This window comes from Maribacter sp. UH1 (assembly GCF_056839145.1).
The window spans coordinates 1-23,720 of the sequence record NZ_CM166387.1 but is presented as its reverse complement, the minus strand read 5'-3'; the positions used below and the strand labels follow the sequence as shown (position 1 = coordinate 23,720).

The following is a 23,720-nucleotide window of genomic DNA, read 5'->3' as shown; positions in this document are numbered from 1 at the left end:
CCTAACAAATATGTTGGGGCTTTTTATTTTTGCAAAATGAAATATACGAGGCTAACAAAAGAACAATTAGAAGAGTTGCATCCAGAATTTATTAATTTTCTGGCAACACAATCTATAACTGGCGATGAGTGGGAAACTATAAAAAAAGATAAACCAGAAGTAGCAGAGGAAGAGTTAGATGTTTTTAGCGATTTGGTATGGGAAGGAGTGCTGACTAAAGTTTCTTATTTAGAGAATATTTCAGACAAGCAAATGCACCTTTTTCATTTAACCGAAAAAGAAATGAAATTGATATCGGTAAAAGTGATGAATCCTGAGATTGACTTAACTACGCCAATAGGTTTTGACTGGTTCAAGAGAAATTGGCAATCAGATTTCGTAGAATATTTGACCGCTGCAAAAGCTTATACTGATGATAAAAATGTAGACAAGTTTTTGTTACTTCAGCAAGGAGCGGTTATAACAAAAGGAGAATTGTATAAATGGTTCGAAAAAGTAATCGTTACCAAATAAAACAATAATAATCTAGTATTCATACTATTGAAATATTGTCTTAGTTATTTGAAGGCTATATTTGTAATACAATAAAAAATTAATGGCACAGAAACCATCTATACCAAAAGGAACCCGCGATTTTAATCCATCAGAAATTGCAAAGCGTAATTATATATTTGACATCATTAAAAGAAATTTTCAAACATATGGCTTTCAGCCTATTGAAACCCCTTCTTTTGAGAATTCAGATACGTTATTGGGTAAATATGGAGAAGAAGGTGATCGATTGATTTTTAAGATATTGAATTCTGGAGATTTTCTTAGAAAGGTAGATGATGCTACTTATGCGGATAAAAATTCAAACAGTATTGCTCCAAAAATTACTGAAAAAGCCTTGCGTTATGATTTAACCGTTCCCTTTGCACGGTACGTAGTAATGCACCAAAACGAGTTAGATTTCCCTTTTAAGCGTTATCAAATTCAACCCGTTTGGAGGGCGGATAGACCTCAAAAAGGTCGGTTTAGAGAATTTTTTCAATGCGATGCCGATGTAGTGGGATCAGATTCCTTATTACAAGAGGTGGAATTGATTCAGTTATATGATGCCGTATTTTCCGATTTAAAATTGGAAGGGGCAACCATAAAAATGAACAATAGAAAAATATTAGCAGGTATAGCAGAAGTTATAGGAGCTAAAGATTTACTTATAGACTTTACCGTTGCTTTGGATAAGCTGGATAAAATAGGGGAGGACGGAGTTAAAAAAGAAATGCTTGCAAAAGGGATTTCTGAGGAAGCAATTGAAAAGGCATCTCCATTATTTTTACCTCAAGGAAGTAACGATGAGCAATTAGAGCGTTTAGATGCCTTATTGAAAGATTCTGAAGAAGGTAAAAAAGGCTTGGAAGAACTTCGTTTTATTTTAGAAACCATAGCTGTTTTAGGCTTGCAATCCGCTAATTTATCTATAGATGTTACTCTTGCACGCGGGCTTAATTATTACACAGGAGCTATTTTTGAGGTTGCAGCGCCAGAAGGTGTGAAAATGGGATCAATAGGCGGTGGCGGTCGCTATGATGACCTTACCGGTATTTTTGGTTTGAAGAACGTAAGTGGAGTAGGAATATCGTTTGGTCTAGATCGTATTTATTTGGTTTTAGAAGATTTAGGGCTCTTCCCAGAGGCAATTGACCAATCTCTACAAGTATTGTGTGTCAATTTTGGAGATAAAGAAGCTATGGCTGCCTTAAAACTGGTAAGTCAATTACGTAAGCAAGGTGTCAAAGCCGATATCTATCCATCTAGTGCCAAGATGCAAAAGCAAATGAAATATGCCAATAATCGTAATGTACCTTATGTAGTTTTAATTGGGGAACAAGAGTTGGATGAGAATTCATTCGTTGTAAAAAACATGAAAGAAGGTACACAAGAAAAGTATAGTTTAAACAAAGTTGCAGACTTTGTAAATTACTTGAGCTAACTACTTTAAAATCAGATAAAAGTTTACTGAGTCATTTTTGATTATATTTGGTTAACCAATTTGGTTGTGCAATTCTACATTGTATAATTGATATAGGATTAAATCAAAATTAAATCAAGTTTTATAATTACAACATCATGACGAACAGTAACAAATTATCTGGAAAAAATATACTCATAACAGCCGGAGCTCAAGGAATTGGAGAAGCAATTACCAAGCATTTTATTGATAGCGGTGCCAATGTTGCTATTCATTATTTTTCTAGTGCAGATACTGCAAATGAATTGGTAAAGTACGCGACAGATAAGGGTTTAAAAGCAATTTCAATATCTGGAGATTTAACTAAAGAGGAAGATGCAAATGCATTAGTTGAAAAAACGGTTGAAGCTTTAGGCGGTCTAAACATTCTTGTAAATAATGCCGGGTCTTTAGTGGCTAGAAAGTTACTAAGCGAAATGGAAACAGAATTTTGGCACAAGGTGATGGATATTAATTTGACTTCAATGATGTTCGTTACACGAGCAGCAGCACCATATTTGGCAAAGAATGAAAATAGTAGCATTGTCAACTTGGCATCTTTAGCTGGGCGTAAAGGCGGTCACCCTGGATCATTGGTGTACTCTACCAGTAAAGGAGCTATTTTAACCTATACAAGGGCACTTGCATCAGAATTGGGACCTCAGGGAACAAGAGTTAATGCAGTTGCACCAGGACTTATATTAGGTACCTCATTTCACAATACACATACCACCAAAGAATCTGCAGCAGAAACTACAAAAGGTATTCCTATTCAAAGAGCTGGTAATGCAGATGATGTTGCCAGAGCTGTGCTGTATTTAGCCTCTGAATATGATGGCTTTATTACTGGAGCTACGCTTGATATAAATGGCGGAGTTTACAACATGTAATATTCGATAAAATCATTGTAAAACTAGTCGCTTTAGGGTGACTAGTTTTTTATTCTCATACTTATAAAAATATAATTATGCTTAAGACTCCGGTTATTCATCCTACAATTATGGAAGCGCTTGGGCGCTCAGGTCATTTTGCGCAAGTGGTTATTGCAGATGGTAATTTACCTGTTGGTGCAATGACAGGTCCTAATTCTACAACAGTTCATTTAAACTTTCGCCCTGGATTGTTAGATGCACTTACTGTGTTGGAAGGTATATTAGAAGTTTGTCCTGTACAAGGTGCTATAGTAATGGAAAAGCCTGCGGAAGCAAATGCAGAAATTCATGATGCTTATAAAAATTTGTTGGGAGATGTGACTTGGGATGAAATGGAACGTTGGGCTTTTTATGATAAAATTAGAGATGAAAATACCACGCTGATTATTCAAACAGGTGAGCAACGACGTTTTGCTAATTTAATTTTAACCGTTGGCGTTGTAAAAATGGCTGAAGAATCTGGTTTTTAATTGAACATTTTATAGAAGAACATAAAGGCTATACATTGTTTTTTCTACTGGATATTTCTTTAAGTATGGTCTTATAATAAGAAATATCATGAGGAACATAATTGTATTTTGAAGTGTCCATCACTGCTTTGCTAAATTGTTTTATCGACTCTAGTTTTAATGCCTCAACTTCACTGTCTTGTTTTTGAAGTGCACTAAAAGGTAATTTTAGCTTAGTAATAAATGTATGATGAAACTCGTAGTCCTTTAATATTTCAGAATGCTTTTTTACGGATTTAAAAATGCCTATTTTTTCTAAATCAGAAGGTAGAATTGTCAAACCTATTTCTTCTTGTACTTCACGTAATGCAGATGTTATGATGTCCTCTCCAGCCCCAATATGTCCGGCAACGGATACATCCCACAGTAACGGATATACATCTTTGTCTTTACCACGTTGTTGGATTAGAATTTTTCCATCTGAAGTATAAAACCAAATATGAACAGTTTGATGAAACCAACCGTTTTTATGCGCTTCGGATTTCATGGCGGTTGTATCGGTCATATTACCTTCAGCATCTAAAATGTCTATTAATTCATCCATAGAAATAAAAAATCCCTCCGATAAAAGAGGGATTATATAAATTTAATCGAAGTAGCTAAAAGTTTCTCCGTCTTTAATTGTTAAGAGTGTTTCGTAGATTAAACGAATTACATTTTCAACATCATCTTTATGAACCGTTTCTACTGTAGTATGCATGTAGCGTAGCGGCAAAGAAATCAATGCAGAAGCAACTCCGCCATTACTATAGGCAAAAGCATCAGTATCTGTACCTGTGGATCTAGAAGCGGCCATTCTTTGAAATGGTATCTTATTATCTTCAGCTGTTTTAATGATACGTTCGCGCAACTTGTTTTGAACTGCAGGCGCATAAGAAATTACAGGACCAGCACCAATTTCTGTATGACCTTGTACCTCTTTTTTAATCATAGGTGTGGTGGTGTCATGACAAACATCTGTTACAATGGCAACATTAGGTTTAATAGTCTGTGTAATCATTTCTGCACCACGTAAACCTATTTCTTCCTGTACAGAATTTGTTATATAAAGTCCAAATGGCAACTCAACTTTATTCTCATGTAATAAACGAGCAACTTCGGCAATCATGAATCCGCCAGCTCTATTGTCTATAGCTCTACAAACGTATTTGTTTTTGTTAAGAATTTGAAATTCGTCTGGGTAAGTGATTACACAACCTACGTGAACCCCAAGCTTTTCTACTTCTTCTTTATTTGTAGCACCAACATCAACCGTAATATTCTCAATTTTTGGAGTTTCCTCTTTGGGTCCTTTTCTGGTATGTATTGCCGGCCAGCCAAAAATACCTTTTACAATTCCTTTGGAAGTATGGATATTAACCCATTTAGAAGGAGCTATTTGGTGATCACTACCACCATTTCTAATGACATGAATTAAACCGTTATCTGTGATATAGTTTACATACCAAGAAATTTCATCAGAATGTCCTTCAATAACTACTTTATATTTAGCATCAGGGTTTATAACGCCCACAGCAGTACCATATGTGTCTGTAATAAATGTATCTACATAAGGTTTTAGGTAGTCCATCCATATTTTTTGCCCTTCCCACTCATATCCTGTAGGGGCAGCATTATTAAGGTATTTTTCAAAGAAGTCTTCAGACTTTTTAGTAATTATTTTTTTATTAGCCATTAAAATAAGTTTAGAATACAAACTTAAGAATATTAGCGTTGTATAAGTAATAACCTTCTTTAATAATCGTTAATTTTGGCAGGACTTTTGTTAAGCCTATGGTAATGAAATATAACTTTTTACTTCTTTTTTTACTATTCAGCGGCATGACCATATGCAATGCCCAGGTTGAAGAACAGGAACTTGATTCCATTACGGAAAAGATGATTATTGTTGCCGGTGATTCTTTGGTTCAAAGTTCAATAGCCTTGCAAGAAGCTTATGTATTTGGTAAACTTAAATTCTCATCTTACGACGAAAAGTTACGGTATTACATTTTACGTAGAAAAACACAAAAAGTATATCCGTATGCAAAAATGGCGGCAGAGCGTTTGGTAGAGTTGAACGATAGTTTATCGAATATGAAGAACAATCGTAAACGTAAAAAGTATACTAAAAAAGTACAGAAATTTATTGAAGAGGAGTTTTCTGAAGAGTTGAAAAAATTAACGCGTACAGAGGGTCAAATTTTAGTTAAACTAATTTATAGACAAACAGGTACTACGGCTTTTGATTTGGTAAAGGATTTAAGAAACGGATGGCGTGCATTTTGGTACAATACCACGGCAAAGCTTTTTAGTATTAGTATCAAAGAAGAATTTCACCCAGATCTAATTGAGGAAGATTACTTGATTGAAGATATTTTACAACGAGCTTTCTCTAAAGGTAAATTAGAGCGGCAAGAAACTGTTTTAGATTACGACTATGATAAGTTGTATAATAAGTGGAAGAGAACTACAAAAATACCTCAAGATTAAGATGATTTTTGTTTCTTTCCGAACATGGAGTCCATTATTGTCATAATACCTTTAAAACCTGTTCTAACTGCAAAGAACGCCAGGATTACACCAATGATACAAACGGGCCAGAACATAACATTTTCTTGATTTTTAAATGCTTGCCATAATATTATAGGCGCCGTAAACATTAGAACTACGGTAATCGCCAATTTTTTTAAACCTGTAACCAGTAAATCTTTATCAGTTCGTTTCATTTTCTGTTATGGTTATACTGTCTTTATATTCTTCTACAATAGCAAAGTAACCTAATGCATAATTATCTGTGCTGTCAACATTATCAACTATTTCGTCATTATCAATATCGGTAATATTTATGATATTACCACGAACCGTAGCTGCTGGCGTTTGAAAAGGACCTTGGTCACCACCGGATTGTACTATAATCTGGTTCATATAATTGTAAAAAGGCTCATCCACCCCAATAAGACTAACATCTACTACAGAGCTGGTGTTTAGTTCAAGTTCATTGTCATAGAAATAAGAGAAAACAAATGTCTGCCCCTGGTAAAATTCATCTTCTGTCACAAGAAATTCTCCAAAATCTAAATCTAAAAGATAAAAATCATCACTATCCCCAGGATCGGTAAATGTTACGATAACTTCTGTTTCATCTCCTGAAAAAAGAGTTTCATCACCTTGCTCTAAAGAGTCTATTGGTACCGATTTTACATACGTGGTAGTAGCTAAATATTGCTCATCATCTGTTGTGATTATCAGTTGAAAAACATCACCTTCATTGATATTACCAACCCTAATTTTTTGGTCGCTATCAAATGATGGGTCCGGAACCCATTTTCCGCTTCCAGGTTCAACTTCCGCTAAATTAGATACTCCGCCACCTTCCAAAATTTCTGGAGCATCTTCTCTGGGAGTACCGTAATAAATGATAGCGCTTTTAATGCTTGCAACTGTATTTTCTTCAAAGAAAGAACTACTCTCAGAAACCACTATTTCAATTGGTAGGTATTCTTCATTTTCATCAACTCTGATTACCCCGTTAACAATGAGTCTACTAACATTATCTGGTAGCTCAACGTCAACAACATCTTCGCATGATGCAAAGATTGTTATTATCAGTATACATATTAAATAGCGTTTCATAGCTTATAATTTAAAATTGTAGGTAACAGCGGGTACAATGCCGAATATAGATGTACGGACCGCTTCGTTTACACCTGTGTCATCATTCTGTCTAAAGCTAATAGAAGCAGCATTTCTTCTATTGTAGACATTGTATAGGCTGAAAACCCATTCCCCTTTTATTTTTCTGGTTTTATTCTTTCTAGGAGTTAATGTGGCCGAAAGGTCTAGGCGATTATATGCCGGTAATCGCTGTGTATTTCTAAGACCGTAATATGGTACGGTTAAGTTTTGAAACTGAAATTGACCGATTGGATAGTTGGTAGGTTGCCCGGTTTGGTAGGTGAAATTACCGCTAAAATTCCATTTGTCATTTGCATCAAAGCTTATGAACATAGAGATATCGTGGGTTTTATCATATGGAGTGTTGTACCAATTTCCAAAATTTATTCCAGTTTCAATATTGCTACGACCATTATCTGTAGAAGATGTTCTTCCTGGTGTTCGCTGCTCTGATTTAGATAAAGTATATGCTAACCAGCCTTGAAGTTTACCTTCGTTTTTCCGTAGTAAAACTTCTAGTCCGTAGGCTCTTGCTTCACCATTTAAAATAACCTGTTCAATGGCATTATTGGCAATTAAATTAGCGCCATCTATATAATCTATTCTGTTTTGAACGTCCTTATAGAAAACCTCTGTTTCAAAAGAATAATCCCCTTCGTTTATATTTTTAAAATATCCCAAGGCATATTGATCTAATAACTGTGGTTTTGTAAAAGGTCCGCTGGGCGTCCATACATCTAAAGGAGTAGGGGAGCTTGTATTCGATAATAAGTGTAAATATTGAGCCAATCTTGTATAGCTAGCTTTAATGGAGCTGGTCTCGTTTAATGTGTATGATAAAGATGCTCTTGGTTCAAAATTACTGAAGTTGGATAATGTGGTTCCTTTACCGGGATTAATAACATCAATAGGTTCGGCTTCCTTATAAATTAATAACAAAGGGTCAAATTCAACAGGGTTGTTATTTGCGTATACATTTAACTCATCCTGACCCAGTCGCATGAAATGGCTAAAGCGTAATCCATAGCCTAGACTTAGATTGTCCGTTACTCTGTGTTCAAAATCTACATATGCAGCAAATTCATTAGCATATTTTTGGATGAGCTGTTCTTCAATAATTCCTGACTCGGCATTACTGGGCTCAATTTTTCCGGGGTTGAATTGATAGTACACGTTATTAACACCGTAGTTTACTTGTAATTTATCTGTAGCATAGTGTTTAAGGTCATATTTTATATTGAAATTTCTAATACCGGAATTCCAATTAAAACCTACGAAATCTAATTTTAGTCCGTAATAGTAATCAGAGTAAATTAAAGATAGGTTAGAGAAAAGTTTGTCAGAAAATAAATGATTCCATCTAAAGTTACCTACGGTGTTGCCATACGTATTAACGAAACTATCATTGATTCCAAAAACATCGCGACCAAAATAACCGGACAGAAAAATATTATTCTTATCGTTTAATCTATAGTTTAACTTTGTGTTCAGGTCATAGAAATAGGCGGTGTTGTCCACATCAAAAAGAGGTAGAAAAAGATGCGCGTATGAAGCTCTACCACCAATAAGAAATGCAGCTTTATCCTTTTTTATAGGACCTTCAATTAAAAGTCTACTAGCAACGGCGCCAATACCACCGTTCATTTTAAATTCTTTGCTATTACCTTCTTTTTGAAATATATCTAATACCGATGACACTCTGCCGCCATAACGCGCAGGTATACCACCTTTATAGAGTTTTACATCTTTTATGGCATCGGGATTGAAAACAGAAAAGAATCCGAATAAGTGTGATGAATTAAAGATGATAGCTTCATCTAGCAAGATTAGATTTTGATCAGCTGCCCCTCCACGAACATTAAACCCAGATGCACCTTCACCTGCATTGGTAACACCAGGTAATAGCAATATGGATTTGATGACATCGGCTTCGCCAAGAATTACCGGTATTTTTTTTATGGTGCCCACAGAAAGTGTGTTAACGCTCATTTGTGGCTTCCTAATATCCATCTTTTCCACATTTTCGGTAACCACTACTTCCTCTAACTGTTCGGCTTCTTCTTCTAATAAAAAATCTATACGTCTATTTTCGGTAAGTTCAATTTCTTTAATGATATCTTCAAAGCCTAAATAGCTAACAAGAACCTTATAAGTACCTTCAGGTAAGGATATAGAATAAAAACCATATTCATTGGTAGTAACACCGGTGCTTAATTCAGGTATGGCAACCGTAACTCCTATAAGTGTTTCGTTACTGCTAGATTCAGATATAGAACCACTTAAAGTATATTTTTGTTGGCTCCATGAAGAAAAGGAGAAGCAAAGCAATGAGATAAGAATAAACGGTAAATATCCTTTCATCAATTTTTTTAGTAAAAATACTTAGAAATAGGGGATACTCCTACAACTAATTAAAAGACAAAAAAAAGACCCTTAACTAAAGTTAAAGGTCTTTTGTAAATATTCTTATAAGATTAAATGGAGTTTAAAATACCATTTAAAGTTTTACTAGGTCTCATAGCTTCAGCAACAAGAGCAGCGTCTGGCTTGTAATAACCACCTATGTCTTGTTTAGAACCTTGAGCATCTATTAATTCCGTAAGAATCTGAGATTCCTTAGAATTGATTTCTGAACTTACTTTAGAAAATATAGCTTTTAACTCAGCATTGTCATCTTGTAATGCTAAAGCCTCTGCCCAATATTTAGCTAAGAAGAAGTGACTACCTCTTGTATCAATCTCTTTTACTTTTCTAGAAGGTGACTTATCATTTAGTAGAAATTTCTCAGTTGCGCTATCTAAGCTATCGCCTAGGACTTTAGCTGCTGGATTGGAATTTTTCTCACCGAAAAATTCTAATGATACTCCTAATGCCAAAAACTCACCTAAAGAATCCCATCTAAGATGACCTTCTTCTATAAATTGCTCTACGTGTTTTGGAGCAGAACCACCAGCACCAGTTTCAAAAAGTCCCCCACCGTTCATTAAAGGTACAATAGAAAGCATTTTTGCACTTGTACCAACCTCTAAAATAGGGAAAAGGTCAGTAAGGTAATCACGTAAAACGTTACCGGATACCGATATAGTATCTTTACCGGCCTTCATTCTTTTTAAAGTAAATTCAGTAGCTTTAATAGGAGACATTATTTGAATATCTAAACCAGCAGTGTCTTCGTTTGCTAAGTAAGTATTTACTTTTTTGATTAGTTCAGCATCATGAGCTCTGTTTTCATCTAACCAGAAAATAGCAGGATCATTAGTTGCTTTAGCTCTTGATACGGCTAATTTTACCCAGTCTTCAATGGGTGCATCCTTAACTTGACACATTCTCCATATATCACCATCATTAACTTCGTGTTCTATTAGTACTTTTCCGGTTGCTATATCAATTACTTGAACTTTTCCGTCTTGTTTAATTTCAAAAGTCTTGTCATGAGAACCATATTCTTCAGCCTTTTGAGCCATAAGTCCTACATTTGGTACCGTGCCCATAGTAGTTGGTTCAAAAGCACCATTTTCTTTACAGAAATCTATAGTTGCACTGTATATACCTGCATAACTGCTATCTGGAATAACTGCTTTAGTATCTTGAGCTTTACCTTCTTTGTTCCACATTTGACCAGAATTTCTGATCATTGCAGGCATAGAGGCATCGATAATTACATCACTAGGAACATGAAGGTTGGTAATTCCCTTATCAGAATTTACCATAGCTAAATCCGGTCCGTTTGCTAGAGCATCATCTAAATCTTTGTTGATGGCATCTTTTTCATCTGCAGGAAGTTTATCGATTTTCTGGTATAAACTAGCTAAACCATCATTAGGGCTAACACCTAAAGTGTCAAAAGTATCTGCATATTTTTCAAAGACAGGTTTTAGAAAAGTTTCTACAACATGACCAAAAATAATTGGATCGGACACTTTCATCATGGTAGCTTTTAAATGCACAGAGAAAAGAACACCTTTATCCTTAGCATCTTTGATTTCTTTCTTTAAGAAATCCAATAAAGCAGTTTTATTCATTACCGTTGCATCGATAATTTCACCCTTAAGCAAGCCAAGGTTATCTTTAAGTATCGTTTCAGAACCCTCTGAAACTAATTTAATTTGTACAGAAGTGGCATCGCTCAATGTCAATGACTTTTCATTGGCTTGAAAATCGCCGTCGCCCATAGTGGCAACATGCGTTTTAGAGCTAGAGCTCCATGCACCCATACTATGTGGATTTTGCTTTGCATAGTTCTTTACGGCTCTAGGTGCTCTACGGTCAGAGTTACCTTCACGTAATACCGGGTTTACCGCACTACCTTTAATTTTATCGTATTTCGCCTTAATTCCTTTCTCTTCATCATTCTTAGGCTCGTCTGGGTAGTTAGGTAGTTTATAACCTTTAGACTGTAATTCTTGAATGGCTTCCTTTAATTGAGGAACAGAAGCGCTAATATTAGGTAATTTTATAATGTTTGCTTCTGGCTGTTTAGCCATGTTGCCCAATTCTTCCAAATCATTGGACACCTGTTGTTCTTTCGTTAAAAGTTCAGGGAATGTTGCGGCAATTCTACCGGCTAAAGAAATATCTTTAGTTTCAATTTCAATTCCTGATGATTTAGTGAACGCTTTTACAATAGGTAAAAAAGACTCCGTTGCCAAAGCTGGCGCTTCGTCTGTTTTAGTATAAAAAATTTTGGACATTTGCGGTTTGTTTTAATTTAAGCGGAACAAATATACGATTTTCTAAAAGTTTGAAAGCGGGGAGAGGCCTTAATATTTCAGCCTGAAGAAGAAGATTTGTTAAATAACAAAAGCCATATCAATGTACGCATACAATGATATGGCTTTTTAGAAAAAGTTTACGGACAGTTTGTTCCAATTTTTATTAGAACGGCAACCCTTGATTGCACCCGCTTTACTAATTCAACGTTGTAAAATGTTTTTCGATTCTCAGGTACGTAACCTGACATCTACACATCATTTCTTCTTTGCCGTCTTTATTGTAAAATAGAAACCTAGTATATAGTTTTTCTATAATTCAATTCATTTTAAGTGCTATAAGCGACAGCTTATAGTTTTAAAAATTACTCCATTCAATATTAATTAAATGTTTAAGTAGAACAGCAATACGTAAGAACGTAAACTTCGTAGTAATTTTAAAATTGGTTTCTTCGTCACTCCAATTTCTCGATTACACTACAATTTACAAAAAAATACAATTCAAATGTAAAATTTATAAATATTTATTAATCAACACTTTATGAACAGGTGTTATTCACTTTTGTTCATAAAAAAAGCACTGTCTCAAAAAAAATGAAACAGTGCTTAATATTATAATGGAGAGAAATTTATCCTCTTACCTCTTTAATTCTAGCTTTCTTACCAGTTAACTCACGGAAATAGTAAATTCTAGATCTACGTACTTTACCACGTTTATTAACTTCAATTTTTTGTAATGCTGGTAAGTTTACAGGGAAGATACGCTCAACACCTACTGTACCTGACATTTTACGGATAGTAAAAGTTTCCGTTGAACCAGAACCTCTACGTTGTATTACAACTCCTTTAAAGAACTGAGTTCTTGTTTTTTCACCTTCCTTAATTTCATAGTATACTGTGATTGTATCACCAGCAGAGAATTTTGGAAAATCTTTTTTAGCTACGAACTCGTCTTGTACAAATTTTATTAATGATTCCATTGTCTATTTAATTGGAATTAAATTAAAGCAACATTCACGATTATCGTCAGAGGTTGTTCTAACAGGGTGCAAAAATAATATTTAAATTAAAACCCACAAGTATTTATATGGTTTTTCTTTAATATTAAAAATTGGCTACTCAAGTAAGTCCGGTCGTAGTTTTTCAGTACGCTCGTATGCCTTGTTTTCACGCCACTCTTCAATTTTTCCGAAATTACCGCTTAATAGAATTTCTGGAACCTTCATCCCATTATATTCAGCAGGTCTAGTGTATACTGGCGGTGCTAAAAGTCCATCCTGAAAGGTATCCGTCAGGGCAGAAGTTTCATCGTTCAATACACCTGGTAGTAATCTAATAATAGAATCGCACAGAACTGCAGCACCTAATTCTCCGCCGGAAAGTACGTAATCTCCTATGGATATTTCTTTAGTGATAAAAGCATCTCTAACACGTTGGTCAACACCTTTATAATGCCCGCAAAGAATTATAATGTTCTCTACCATGGAAAGTGTATTTGCCATTTTCTGATTTAGAGTAGCGCCATCCGGCGTCATGTAGATAACTTCATCATAGTCTCGTTGCGACTTCAATTCGGTAATACACTTATCTATTGGTTCTATCATTAAAACCATACCTGCGCCGCCGCCAAACTGATAGTCATCAACATTACGGTATTTGGTAGAGGTGTAATCCCTAATATTATGAAAGTGGACTTCAACCAATCCTTTATCAATGGCTCTTTTTAAAATGGAGGCTTCAAACGGGCTGGTAAGTAATTCAGGTAATACGGTAATAATATCTATTCGCATCTTTTAATCTTGCATCATCATTTAACCTGCCAAAAGTAATGAAAAGCATGGTAATCTTTTTCCCATCCTAATTTCTCATATAATTTTTGCGCAGGATTATCAATAGCTGTTTCCAATGCTAGTCCTTTGTAGCTATTCTCTTTGCAAAATTCTTGCGCTTTTAAAAGTAATTGTTCACCAATAGATTTTCCTCTATAATCCGCATGAACAAACAAATCATTTAAAATGAGGGATTCTTGTAAACTTACAGAAGAGAAAGTATAATATAATTGTGTAAAGCCTACGGCTTTATTGTTTTCGTATGCTGCAAATATGATGGATTCCTCTTTTGTAATTCTACTTTTTAAAAACTTGGTTGCAGCATCAATATCAGATTCCATTTGATAAAACACTCTATACCCATCAAAAAGAGGTAAGATGTCGTTAATGTCTGTTATTGTAATTCTTTTTATTTGTATCATATCAAAAAAAAGCTCCATAAAGGAGCTTTTAATTATTTAGTTTTTTTCTGCTTATTTATTTCATCTTGTAGTTGCCTACTTATTTTTTGCTCTCGCTCTAAAGCTCTTCTTCTATGGTCTTCGTATTCAACTTCTAGTTCAGAAAGGTTTTGTTTTGCCTCTTGGGTTAAAATATTACTATTTCTAAATTTATAGATAAATAAACCTAGCGTTAAAAACAATGCTCCAATTATTGTCCAAAGAACAAAATTATAAGTCCCTTTAGAAACAGGTAGACCTAAAAAAGACATGCTATCTTTTTCTTCGGTAACCGCGCCTAAATTTGTGGTTGTCTCTTCTAATTTTTTATTTAAGGATGTAATTGTAGTTTCATGTTCAGCAATAGTAGATTTTAGCTCGCCTGTCTTTTTATTCATGGCAGCAATAGAATCCAAAACATTCTTTCTAATCTTAAATAGATTAGTTTCTTTAACCACTTCATATCTAACACCGTCTGCCCTATAATTTCCAGAACGCTTAGCAATATAATCGAACTGATTGCTGATCGGACCTTCGTCTAAAGATAATTTATCTTCCTCTTCTTCAGTATCTTGAGCAAATTGCACGTTACTAGCTAAAAGAAAGGCCAGTAATAATAGTATTCGATAAAACTTCATGTAATAGATTCTTAGGTTAATTTGAATAATTTAGAGTTGACTAAAGTACTTTATAATTATTGAATTATAAAAAAAAAGTATAAAGCTTGAACTAGTTTATTTAACTACGTTACTAATTACCAAATAGATGTTTTATTTATAGCTTTTTAATAATAAGTAAAACGACGTACTTTGGCAATATACTTTGCTAAACGAATAACTTGGTGAGAATAGCCATATTCATTGTCATACCATATATAAAGAACAATATTTTTTCCTGACTCCGATACTATAGTTGCCATACTATCATAAATAGATGGGGCAGAAGTACCTATGATATCCGATGACACCAATTCTTTATCTAATGAATATTTGATTTGTTCTACCAAATCACCTTCAAGAGCGTATTTTTTAATCATGCTGTTAACACCTTCAAGAGATGTCTTTTGGTCAACATCAAGATTTAAAATAGCTAAAGAACCATTAGGTACTGGAACGCGAATGGCGTTAGAAGTCAACTTCCCTTTCAAAGATGGTAGCGCTTTTGTAACTGCTTTTCCGGCTCCTGTTTCGGTAATGACCATATTAAGTGCGGCTGCACGACCTCTTCTATATTTGCCATGCATATTGTCCACCAAATTTTGATCGTTCGTATATGCATGAATAGTTTCTAGGTGTCCTTTTTCAATACCTAAAGTTTCTTCAATAGCCTTTAGTATTGGTGTAATGGCATTAGTTGTACAAGAAGCAGCTGAAAAAATCTCAGTATCGTCTGGGTCATATTCTAAATGATTAACCCCGTGGACAATATTAGCTACCTCTTTACCTGGTGCTGTTAATAGCACTTTAGATGCTCCTTTAGCTTGTAAATGTCTTTCTAATTGTTCTTTGGTTCTGAAGGCACCAGTGTTATCTATGACCAAAGCATGATTAATACCGTATTCCGTATAATCAATCTCTTCTGGCATGTTAGCGTAAATAACATGTACCGTTGTACCGTTAATAATAAGCTTTAGGTTGGCGTAGTCAACTTTTACCGTACCATTAAAGATTCCATGAACCGAATCCGTTCTAAGTAAACTAGCTCTTTTTTCAAGATTTTCTATGCTGGGTTTTCCTCTTACTACAATTGCTCTTAATCGTAATTGGTTTCCTTTACCTGTTTTGGACATTAACTCTCTGGCAACTAATCTGCCAATTCGCCCAAATCCGTATAAAACAACATCTTTGGGTTCTATACTTTTAAAATCTTGTGCAGATTGTAATTTATCTATTACAAAAGACTTTACATTGTTTAAAATGTTGGTGTCAGAATGATATTCATACGTTAATTTTCCAATATCAAGTTTAGATGGTGGCAACGACATGTCTGATATTGAACGAAGTATTTCAACCGAATCAAAAATCGATATCGGTTTCTGTACAAATTCACCAGCGTATTCGTGCAAGTGAATAATATCACTTACATTTTTGTCAATAACCTGATTTTTAAAAAGGACAATTTCAATAGATTTATCATACCATAAATCGCTCACGATTTTGATAAATTCAGTCGTAGCTTTTCTACGGTCTGCTTGGAATGCCAGCTCTTTTTCAAATGTGGTCTGTGGAGCCATAATTAGTTGATTATTTTTAGAATTCGCACAAAACTAGAAAAATTAAGCGCTTTAAATAAATATTTTTCAAAAAAAAGCCTTCGTTTTTACGAAGGCTGTATTTTTTATTCTGTTTTTTATTGAAAGATCAATCGGTCTCGTTCACCGTTTGAGCCTACCATAACAATAACCGTTTTTCCATATTTAGAAATACTACCAAAGGCTGTATAGGCATCGTCAATATTTCCAATTTCGTGATCGTCAACCTTGACAATTACTTTTTCAGATAAACCATAACCTCTGTATCTTTCGGGTACGCCCGTGATTTTTACACCAGATGTTGTTTTGTACACCTTCTTGTCGTGTTCGGTTAAGTTTCTTACTTCTAAGCCCATTTCAGGAACAACCAAAGATTGTCTTTCTTTTAAAACTAACGGTAAAGTTAATAGCTCTTTGTCTCTATCAATAACAAAAGCTAAAGTATCTCCAGGTCTTTTTGTGGAAAGATATCCAGTTAAATCGGGATATTTATGCACATCTATTTCATCGACTTTTTTAATAATATCACCGACAACAATACCGGCTTCTTGTGCTGCAGACTCTTCTTCTACTAATTCAATAAAGACTCCGTCAATATTATTGATACCTTTTTCTATAGCATCTCTAGTGTTCACCGGGGCAGGACTTATGCCCATAAATCCTTTTTGAACGTTACCGTATTCCAATATGTCTTGAACAACCTTTTTTGCAATATTACTAGGTACGGCAAAAGAGTACCCAACATAAGAACCTGTTTGTGATGTAATAGCCGTATTGATACCTACTAAATCTCCATTGGTATTTACTAATGCACCACCAGAATTGCCAGGGTTTACAGCGGCATCGGTCTGTATGAAAGATTGGTTTTTTCCAAGATTACGAGCTTTAGCGCTAACTATACCTGCGGTAACTGTGGAAGTTAGGTTGAAAGGATTACCTACGGCTAACACCCATTCGCCAATTTTAGTATGGTCAGAATCGCCAAAAGCTAAATAAGGTAGCTTTTCATTAGGGTCAATTTTTATTAAAGCAATATCAGAATTAGGGTCGGTGCCAATCAATTCAGCATTGTATGTTCTATTGTTGTTTAAAGTGACCTGTAATTGAGTAGCTTTATTGATAACGTGGTTATTAGTGACAATATATCCGTCAGAAGATATAATTACCCCAGATCCTGTTCCTACCTGTGGTACCGCACTTCTGCTGGTTCCATAAAAAACATCGAATATAGTGGTAGGAGCCTTACTTATGGTAATATTCTTAACGTGGACTACGGCATTAACGGTATTCTCGGCCGCAATGGTAAAATCCACTTCATTGATACCGGCACCTCTAGCAGAGGTTGGAGTGTAGCTTGCATTTACAACAGCACCATTGCTTTCTTGGCTAATGATAGTGAAATTTTCCTTCTCGAAAAATAGTTTGTAAGCACCCAATGTAATTGCACCGGCAAAAACGGATACAAACAAGAGACTTGCTATTCTTTTCATATTCATTAAAGATTTAACGTATTCTACACAAAATTACTCGTTTTTATGCTATTTCATAAGCGTTTAACTACTTTTTAACTACCAAGCAAAACGTAATTATGTGCTATCTTTGAGACTTTATTATAGCATGGAAAATACGTTTTATAAATATCAGGGTACAGGTAATGATTTTGTGATGATTGACAATCGTAACAAAGAATTTCCAAAGGATGATACAGAATTAATAGCTAAAATTTGTCATAGAAGATTTGGGGTAGGTTCTGACGGACTTATTTTATTGGAGAATGATGAGGCTACCGATTTTAGAATGGTATATTATAATGCCGATGGAAATGAAGGGAGTATGTGCGGTAATGGTGGAAGATGTATTGTTGCTTTTGCCCATTTTTTAGAAATCATAAAGAAGAATACGGTTTTTATCGCTGTAGATGGTCTTCATGAGGCAACTATTGCAGGTGATGTGGTAAGTCTTAAAATGACAGATGTAAGCGAAATTAAGGAAAAGTCAAATGCCCTCTTTATGAATACGGGTTCACCGCATCATGTACAAATGGTAAAGGAGTTAAAGTCGTTTGATGTTGCAAAAGAAGGTGCACGTATGCGATATGGTATCTATGGAGAAAAGGGTAGTAATATCAATTTTGTAGAGGCAAATACGTCAGGTGGATTTGATATAAGAACCTATGAGCGTGGAGTGGAAGATGAAACTTTGTCATGTGGTACAGGGGTAACTGCAGTTGCATTAAGTATGTATCATCTGGGTAATACAAAAAATAAGGTCATTGCGGTAAATGCATTAGGCGGTCATTTAGAAGTGACCTTCCAAGAAGAGGACGGTGTTTATAGCGATATCTTCCTTAAAGGAGAGGCGAAACAAGTATTTAAAGGAGAACTAACGTGGTAACATTAAAAGGAGAACAAATATATCTAAGGGCTTTAGAACAAAGGGATCTCGATTTTTTGTACGAACTTGAGAATAATACCAGTGTTTGGGAAGTGAGCGGTACGGTTACGCCGTATTCTAAAGATGTGTTGCAACTTTATCTGGATAGTGCTCACAGAGATATTTATGATGTAAAGCAATTAAGGTTGGTTATATGTTCAAAGGATCATAAAGCTGTCGGTTTAATTGATGTTTTTGATTTTGAGCCAAATCATAATCGGGCAGGTATTGGAATAATCGTTTTAGATGAGGGTCAAAGAAATAGGGGGATAGGTTCAGAGGCTATTACTCTATTGTGTAATTACCTATTTAATGTGTTAGGATTAAAGCAGATTTACGCAAATATTTTAGAGGAGAATGCACCAAGTCTGCATTTATTTAAAAAACTAGGATTTCAAGAAATTGGAGTTAAGAAAGATTGGGTACGTTTTAAGGATACCTATAAGAATGAAGTATTATTGCAAAAAATAAATAATTAATGTACATCAAGCGTATTTTACTGGGCGTAGTGCTCTTAGGTTTAATTGGAGGCGGAATTTTTGCTTATACGGTTTACGGAACTTTTTTTACTCCAAACACTAGTTTTAATAATGAAGAGGCTATAGTTTTTATACCTACGGATGCTACTATTGACGATTTAAAAGAACGACTTTCTCCGGTATTGGAAGATTTTGATTCATTTGAGTCAGCTGCAGATAGAAAAGGATATTTAGATAATATTAAGGCAGGAAGGTATAGAATAGGTAAGGGGATGAACAATAATGAGATTGTGAATTCCTTGCGAAGTGGAAACTTACCTGTTAAAGTGTCATTTAACAATCAAGAAAATATCAATGATTTAGCGGGAAGAATTGCAAGTCAGATCGAGGCGGATAGTGTTTCATTGGTCGCGGCATTCAATGATAAAGATTTTTTGAAGGCAAACGGATTTGACGACGCAAATAAAATATCATTATATATCCCTAATAGCTATGAGTTCTTTTGGAATACATCTGCAGAATCATTTAGAGGTAGAATGTTAAAAGAATACAATCGCTTTTGGACCGATACCCGTAAGGAAAAAGCGAGTGCTCTTGGTTTAAAGCCAAATGAGGTAATTGCCTTAGCTTCTATTGTTCATAAAGAAACTGCAAAAGTTGATGAAAGACCTACGGTTGCAGGGGTTTATTTGAATAGATTGAGGAGGAGAATGTTGTTACAGGCAGACCCTACCGTTATTTATGCAATTAAGAAAGAAACCGGAAATTTTGATACTATAATTAAAAGAGTGCTTTACAGGGACTTGGAAATGGATTCTCCATACAATACGTACAAATATGCCGGTTTGCCACCTGGCCCTATTGCAATGCCTGATATTACTGCAATAGATGCTGTTTTGAACCCTAAAAAGCACAATTATTACTATTTTGTAGCAAATGTAGAAAAGTTCGGTTATCACATGTTTGCAGAGAATTTAACGCAACACAACCGAAATAAAGCGCAGTACATCCGATGGATTAACGCTCAGAAAATCAATAGATAAGCTTTCATCCGAATTTTAGAACTTCTTAACTAAATCTGTATTCTTTTAACAGAACCTTCTTAAACTCTTATAAATTCAGGTCTACCTTTGCCGCAGAAATTTAAGCAAGCAAATAGTAGTCGCCGTAAGTCTTAAGAAATATATGATATGAGAAGATGGATATTAGCAAGTTGTCCTCTTATTGTGATTTTTATTTTATCTGGTTATGGATTCAAGTCATTTAGTGTTGAAGTGCCTAAGCAGTTAAAAGTGAAGGAATCTTTTTTGGTTTCTTATCCTCAGGAAGAGGCTTTATTGGCAAATTATCAAATCGCTCCCCCTTTTCTTGGTAGTCAATTTATAGGCTTTAAAGAAGCATTGGCTTTTAAAGAGTCTCAAGGCAATTATTTTGTGATCAATACTTTTGGTTACTTGGGTAAGTATCAATTTGGTCTAGGTACGCTAGAGTTAGTTGGTGTTTATGATGGCAACCAATTTTTGAGCAACCCTGTGTTGCAAGAAAAAGTATTTCAGGTGAACACGTCACGAAACAAATGGATCTTAAGAAGAGATATTAAACGTTATGTTGGTGTAAAAATGAATGGCATTCAAATAACGGAATCCGGTATTTTGGCTGCTGCACATTTAGCAGGACCTGGTAATGTAAAGTTGTATCTAAGATCCCACGGTCGTATGGAGCTTTCAGATGGTTACGGAACCAGTATTTCTAATTATATGAAAAAATTTGCTGGTTATGATGTTTCTATGGTAGAGGGAAAGCGTAATCCTAGAATATAAGAGTTTAAGTAGATATGAAAATGGGAAACCTTGGCATTTATTTGTCAAGGTTTTTTTATGACTGAATGATAAAGATAGCAGGTCTTTTGTGTAAATCTACATTCTCTTTTTTCCAATTTATAGCCGTCTTGGTTTTAATATATTCCGTAGGTAATGTGATATCGGCAGCTACGCATATTCTTGTGCTTGGAGCTAATGTTTTAATCAGCTCTTCTAGCATTTTGTTATTACGGTAGGGTGTTTCAATAAATATTTGAGATTGGTTTTCTTCTTTAGACCTGCGTTCCAAATTCTTGATATACTTTTTACGGTCAGAACTATCAATAGGTAGATAGCCATTAAAAGCAAAATTTTGACCGTTCATACCACTTGCCATCAAAGCTAATAGTATGGAAGAGGGACCAACCAAAGGTATTACTTGAATATTTTTATCATGTGCAATTTTAACTACTGCAGCTCCTGGATCTGCTATACCTGGGCAACCGGCTTCAGAAAGTATTCCTACATCAAAACCTTCTAAACATGGATTCAAAAAAATTGGAATCTCAGCAGGTTCCGTAAACTTATTTAAAACAAATAGTTTTAAATCTGGTTGCGATTTTCTAGGGCTGATTTTTTTGATAAAACGACGAGCGGTTTTTTCATTTTCAACCACGTAGTGGTCTAATTTTTCAATTGTTTGTTTAATTGAGATTGGTAAAACCTCTAAAGGTGGCATATCGCCTAATGTTGTAGGTATTAAAAATACTTGTCCTATTTTTCCGTTTTGCACACTCATTTATTTACTTTGTAATCTTGCGGCTATCCTATCGCAAGCTTGGTCGATCATTTGAAATACTTGTTCAAATCCGTCTTCAGCATCATAATATGGATCTGGCACTTCCTTATCAGAAGAACTTATTTCATTTAAAATAAGCTTCACTTTTTCTACCTCATCATTATTTCTTGCTAGACTTATGATATTGGCGTAGTTACTTTTGTCCATGGCATATATCACATCAAAAGCATCAAAATCAGAAACAGTAAATTTTCTACAAACTTGGGAGCTTATGTCCAAACCATGTTCATGGGCTACTTTAATCGATCTTGGGTCAGGAGCATTACCAATATGGTAACCTCCGGTACCTGCCGAATCTACATAAATTTTGGTGGCGTCAACTTTGCTTTTTAGAATGCCCTCTGCTAATGGAGACCTACATATATTACCCAGGCAAACCATCAACACTTTCATGTAACGTAAGTTTTAAGAAAATTTCTTAGTAAGGTCATCTATGTATTTGCGAAACTGCTTGTCCGTTTCGGCAAGATTATCTACTGTTTTACATGCGTGTAAAACAGTAGCATGATCTCTTTTTCCAATTTGCGAACCAATACTTGCTAATGAAGCTTTGGTAAACTTCTTGGCAAAGAACATTGCTAATTGTCTAGCCTGTACAATGTGTCTTTTTCTTGTTTTAGACTGTAACGTGGCAACATCCATTTCAAAGTAATCAGAAACTACTTTTTGTATGTAGTCAATAGATACTTCGCGTTTGGTGTTCTTTACAAACTTTTCTACAACCTGTTGAGCAAGCTCAATAGTAACCTCTCTTTTATTTAGAGTAGACTGTGCTATTAGGGAAATAATGGCACCTTCTAATTCTCTAATATTTGTTTTAATATGTTTAGCAACATATTCTATGATGTCTTCAGGTATTTCAACACCATCTCTATATAACTTATTCTTTAAGATGGAGATTCTTGTCTCGTAATCAGGACTCTGCAATTCTGCTGATAATCCCCATTTGAAACGAGAAAGTAAACGTTGTTCAATATCCTGCATATCTACAGGCGCTTTGTCTGAAGTTAAAATAACTTGTTTTCCATTTTGGTGTAAATGGTTGAAAATATGGAAGAATACATCTTGTGTACCAGATTTACCTGATAAGAATTGTACATCATCAATAATCAATACATCTATTAACTGATAGAAATGAATAAAGTCATTTCTGGTATTTTTCTTAACGGATTCAATATACTGCTGTGTAAATTTCTCAGCGGAAATATATAAAACAGTACGTTCAGGATATTTATCTTTTATTTCAACACCAATAGCATGAGCTAAGTGAGTCTTTCCAAGACCTACACCGCCAAAAACCAATAGCGGATTAAAAGATGTACCACCAGGTTTATTAGCAACAGCCATACCGGCAGATCTTGCCAATCTGTTAGAGTCACCTTCAAGGAAGTTGTCAAAGTTATAATTAGGATTTAACTGTGATTCTATTTTAATATTTCTAATACCTGGAATTACGAACGGATTACGTAATTCTGGATTTTTAGATTTAATTGGGACATCCATTTCTTGAGCGGCCATTGCACCTCTGTTGGAACTTGGAATCTTTTCTGTAAAAGGCTCTTTGTTGCCATAGGTGTTTTCCATTCTAATGATATAAACCAACTTTGCAGATTCACCTAACTCTTTGGTTAAAGCAACTTTTAAAAGTTTAACATAATGTTCTTCTAGCCACTCGTAAAAGAATTTACTTGGCACTTGAATACTTAATGCGTTTTCTGAAAGTTTAATAGGTTTAATGGGCTCAAACCATGTTTTGAATGCCTGCGGTTGGATATTATCCTTAATAAACACCAAACAGTTTTTCCATACGGAATTTGCAGTAACACTCAT

At 34.9% G+C, this 23,720-nt stretch carries 24 protein-coding genes; 9 read left to right on the top strand and 15 right to left on the bottom strand.

All coding sequences use genetic code 11. The annotated features are described in order from the left end of the window. Positions 1 to 36 precede the first annotated feature (36 nt). The 4 genes from UH1x_RS00120 (at position 37) to UH1x_RS00105 (ending at position 3,395) form a co-directional block, all read left to right on the top strand. Positions 37 to 513, top strand: coding sequence for a DUF6495 family protein (locus tag UH1x_RS00120; protein ID WP_405414295.1), 477 nt, complete (start codon positions 37 to 39; stop codon positions 511 to 513). Positions 514 to 595: 82 nt separating this feature from the next. Continuing rightward, complete coding sequence (gene hisS, locus UH1x_RS00115) at positions 596 to 1,975, top strand: histidine--tRNA ligase (RefSeq protein WP_036154974.1); 1,380 nt, start codon at positions 596 to 598, stop codon at positions 1,973 to 1,975. Between the two features lie 137 nt (positions 1,976 to 2,112). Further along, complete coding sequence (locus UH1x_RS00110; protein ID WP_482624139.1) at positions 2,113 to 2,883, top strand: SDR family NAD(P)-dependent oxidoreductase; 771 nt, start codon at positions 2,113 to 2,115, stop codon at positions 2,881 to 2,883. Between the two features lie 77 nt (positions 2,884 to 2,960). Then, a complete protein-coding gene (locus UH1x_RS00105; protein ID WP_430425464.1) occupies positions 2,961 to 3,395 on the top strand; it encodes an RbsD/FucU domain-containing protein in 435 nt (144 codons plus the stop codon). 28 nt (positions 3,396 to 3,423) lie between these two features. Here UH1x_RS00105 and UH1x_RS00100 read toward each other — a convergent pair whose 3' ends face one another. After that, positions 3,424 to 3,978 carry an NUDIX hydrolase gene (locus tag UH1x_RS00100; protein WP_482624137.1) on the bottom strand — a complete coding sequence of 185 codons (555 nt, stop codon included), beginning with the start codon at positions 3,976 to 3,978 and terminating at the stop codon, positions 3,424 to 3,426. A gap of 42 nt (positions 3,979 to 4,020) precedes the next feature. Then, on the bottom strand, positions 4,021 to 5,109 hold the full coding sequence (locus tag UH1x_RS00095; protein WP_482624135.1) for a M42 family metallopeptidase: 1,089 nt from the start codon (positions 5,107 to 5,109) through the stop codon (positions 4,021 to 4,023). A 104-nt stretch (positions 5,110 to 5,213) separates the two neighbouring features. On the opposite strand from UH1x_RS00095, the gene UH1x_RS00090 reads away from it, so the two are divergent. Continuing rightward, complete coding sequence (locus UH1x_RS00090) at positions 5,214 to 5,906, top strand: DUF4294 domain-containing protein (RefSeq protein ID WP_482624133.1); 693 nt, start codon at positions 5,214 to 5,216, stop codon at positions 5,904 to 5,906. Here UH1x_RS00090 and UH1x_RS00085 read toward each other — a convergent pair. From UH1x_RS00085 to UH1x_RS00040, 10 genes are all read right to left on the bottom strand, one after another. Further along, positions 5,903 to 6,142 (bottom strand): DUF6095 family protein, encoded by a 240-nt coding sequence (locus UH1x_RS00085; protein ID WP_482624132.1) that lies wholly within the window; start codon positions 6,140 to 6,142, stop codon positions 5,903 to 5,905. The genes UH1x_RS00090 and UH1x_RS00085 overlap by 4 nt on opposite strands. Beyond that, the gene (locus UH1x_RS00080; RefSeq protein WP_482624130.1) at positions 6,129 to 7,049 is read right to left on the bottom strand and encodes a DUF4249 domain-containing protein; all 921 of its coding nucleotides are present in this window, start codon (positions 7,047 to 7,049) and stop codon (positions 6,129 to 6,131) included. The genes UH1x_RS00085 and UH1x_RS00080 overlap by 14 nt, the downstream gene beginning before the upstream one ends. A gap of 3 nt (positions 7,050 to 7,052) precedes the next feature. Then, positions 7,053 to 9,452, bottom strand: coding sequence for a TonB-dependent receptor (locus UH1x_RS00075; protein WP_482624128.1), 2,400 nt, complete (start codon positions 9,450 to 9,452; stop codon positions 7,053 to 7,055). Positions 9,453 to 9,565: 113 nt separating this feature from the next. Continuing rightward, positions 9,566 to 11,782: an NADP-dependent isocitrate dehydrogenase gene (locus tag UH1x_RS00070; RefSeq protein ID WP_482624126.1), complete on the bottom strand. Its 2,217-nt coding sequence runs from the start codon at positions 11,780 to 11,782 to the stop codon at positions 9,566 to 9,568. Positions 11,783 to 12,429: 647 nt separating this feature from the next. After that, entirely contained in the window at positions 12,430 to 12,780 is a 351-nt protein-coding gene (gene rplS, locus UH1x_RS00065) for a 50S ribosomal protein L19 (protein WP_036154956.1), read from the bottom strand. A gap of 135 nt (positions 12,781 to 12,915) precedes the next feature. Next, positions 12,916 to 13,590 (bottom strand): tRNA (guanosine(37)-N1)-methyltransferase TrmD, encoded by a 675-nt coding sequence (gene trmD, locus UH1x_RS00060; RefSeq protein WP_482624124.1) that lies wholly within the window; start codon positions 13,588 to 13,590, stop codon positions 12,916 to 12,918. Positions 13,591 to 13,607: 17 nt separating this feature from the next. Further along, positions 13,608 to 14,069 carry a GNAT family N-acetyltransferase gene (locus UH1x_RS00055; protein ID WP_482624122.1) on the bottom strand — a complete coding sequence of 154 codons (462 nt, stop codon included), beginning with the start codon at positions 14,067 to 14,069 and terminating at the stop codon, positions 13,608 to 13,610. A 14-nt stretch (positions 14,070 to 14,083) separates the two neighbouring features. Beyond that, positions 14,084 to 14,707: a hypothetical protein gene (locus UH1x_RS00050; RefSeq protein ID WP_036154953.1), complete on the bottom strand. Its 624-nt coding sequence runs from the start codon at positions 14,705 to 14,707 to the stop codon at positions 14,084 to 14,086. Positions 14,708 to 14,853: 146 nt separating this feature from the next. Beyond that, positions 14,854 to 16,302 (bottom strand): glyceraldehyde-3-phosphate dehydrogenase, encoded by a 1,449-nt coding sequence (locus tag UH1x_RS00045; RefSeq protein WP_482624120.1) that lies wholly within the window; start codon positions 16,300 to 16,302, stop codon positions 14,854 to 14,856. A gap of 116 nt (positions 16,303 to 16,418) precedes the next feature. Continuing rightward, on the bottom strand, positions 16,419 to 17,810 hold the full coding sequence (locus UH1x_RS00040) for a S1C family serine protease (protein ID WP_482624118.1): 1,392 nt from the start codon (positions 17,808 to 17,810) through the stop codon (positions 16,419 to 16,421). A 127-nt stretch (positions 17,811 to 17,937) separates the two neighbouring features. On the opposite strand from UH1x_RS00040, the gene dapF reads away from it, so the two are divergent. The 4 genes from dapF (at position 17,938) to UH1x_RS00020 (ending at position 21,052) form a co-directional block, all read left to right on the top strand. Further along, positions 17,938 to 18,714 (top strand): diaminopimelate epimerase, encoded by a 777-nt coding sequence (dapF, locus tag UH1x_RS00035; RefSeq protein ID WP_482624116.1) that lies wholly within the window; start codon positions 17,938 to 17,940, stop codon positions 18,712 to 18,714. Next, a complete protein-coding gene (locus UH1x_RS00030) occupies positions 18,708 to 19,232 on the top strand; it encodes a GNAT family N-acetyltransferase (protein ID WP_482624114.1) in 525 nt (174 codons plus the stop codon). The genes dapF and UH1x_RS00030 overlap by 7 nt, the downstream gene beginning before the upstream one ends. Further along, positions 19,232 to 20,275, top strand: a complete 1,044-nt coding sequence (gene mltG, locus UH1x_RS00025) for an endolytic transglycosylase MltG (RefSeq protein ID WP_482624112.1) — start codon at positions 19,232 to 19,234, stop codon at positions 20,273 to 20,275. Before UH1x_RS00030 ends, mltG begins: the two co-directional genes overlap by 1 nt. Positions 20,276 to 20,422: 147 nt before the next feature. Beyond that, positions 20,423 to 21,052 (top strand): hypothetical protein, encoded by a 630-nt coding sequence (locus tag UH1x_RS00020; RefSeq protein WP_482624110.1) that lies wholly within the window; start codon positions 20,423 to 20,425, stop codon positions 21,050 to 21,052. Positions 21,053 to 21,107: 55 nt separating this feature from the next. On the opposite strand, the gene UH1x_RS00015 is transcribed toward UH1x_RS00020, so the two are convergent. The 3 genes from UH1x_RS00015 to dnaA are packed head-to-tail and all read right to left on the bottom strand — an operon-like array spanning position 21,108 to position 23,720. Beyond that, positions 21,108 to 21,830 carry an SAM-dependent methyltransferase gene (locus UH1x_RS00015; protein ID WP_482624108.1) on the bottom strand — a complete coding sequence of 241 codons (723 nt, stop codon included), beginning with the start codon at positions 21,828 to 21,830 and terminating at the stop codon, positions 21,108 to 21,110. After that, on the bottom strand, positions 21,831 to 22,283 hold the full coding sequence (locus UH1x_RS00010; protein ID WP_482624107.1) for a low molecular weight protein-tyrosine-phosphatase: 453 nt from the start codon (positions 22,281 to 22,283) through the stop codon (positions 21,831 to 21,833). It lies immediately after the preceding gene. A gap of 12 nt (positions 22,284 to 22,295) precedes the next feature. Beyond that, on the bottom strand, positions 22,296 to 23,720 hold the full coding sequence (dnaA, locus tag UH1x_RS00005; RefSeq protein ID WP_036154940.1) for a chromosomal replication initiator protein DnaA: 1,425 nt from the start codon (positions 23,718 to 23,720) through the stop codon (positions 22,296 to 22,298).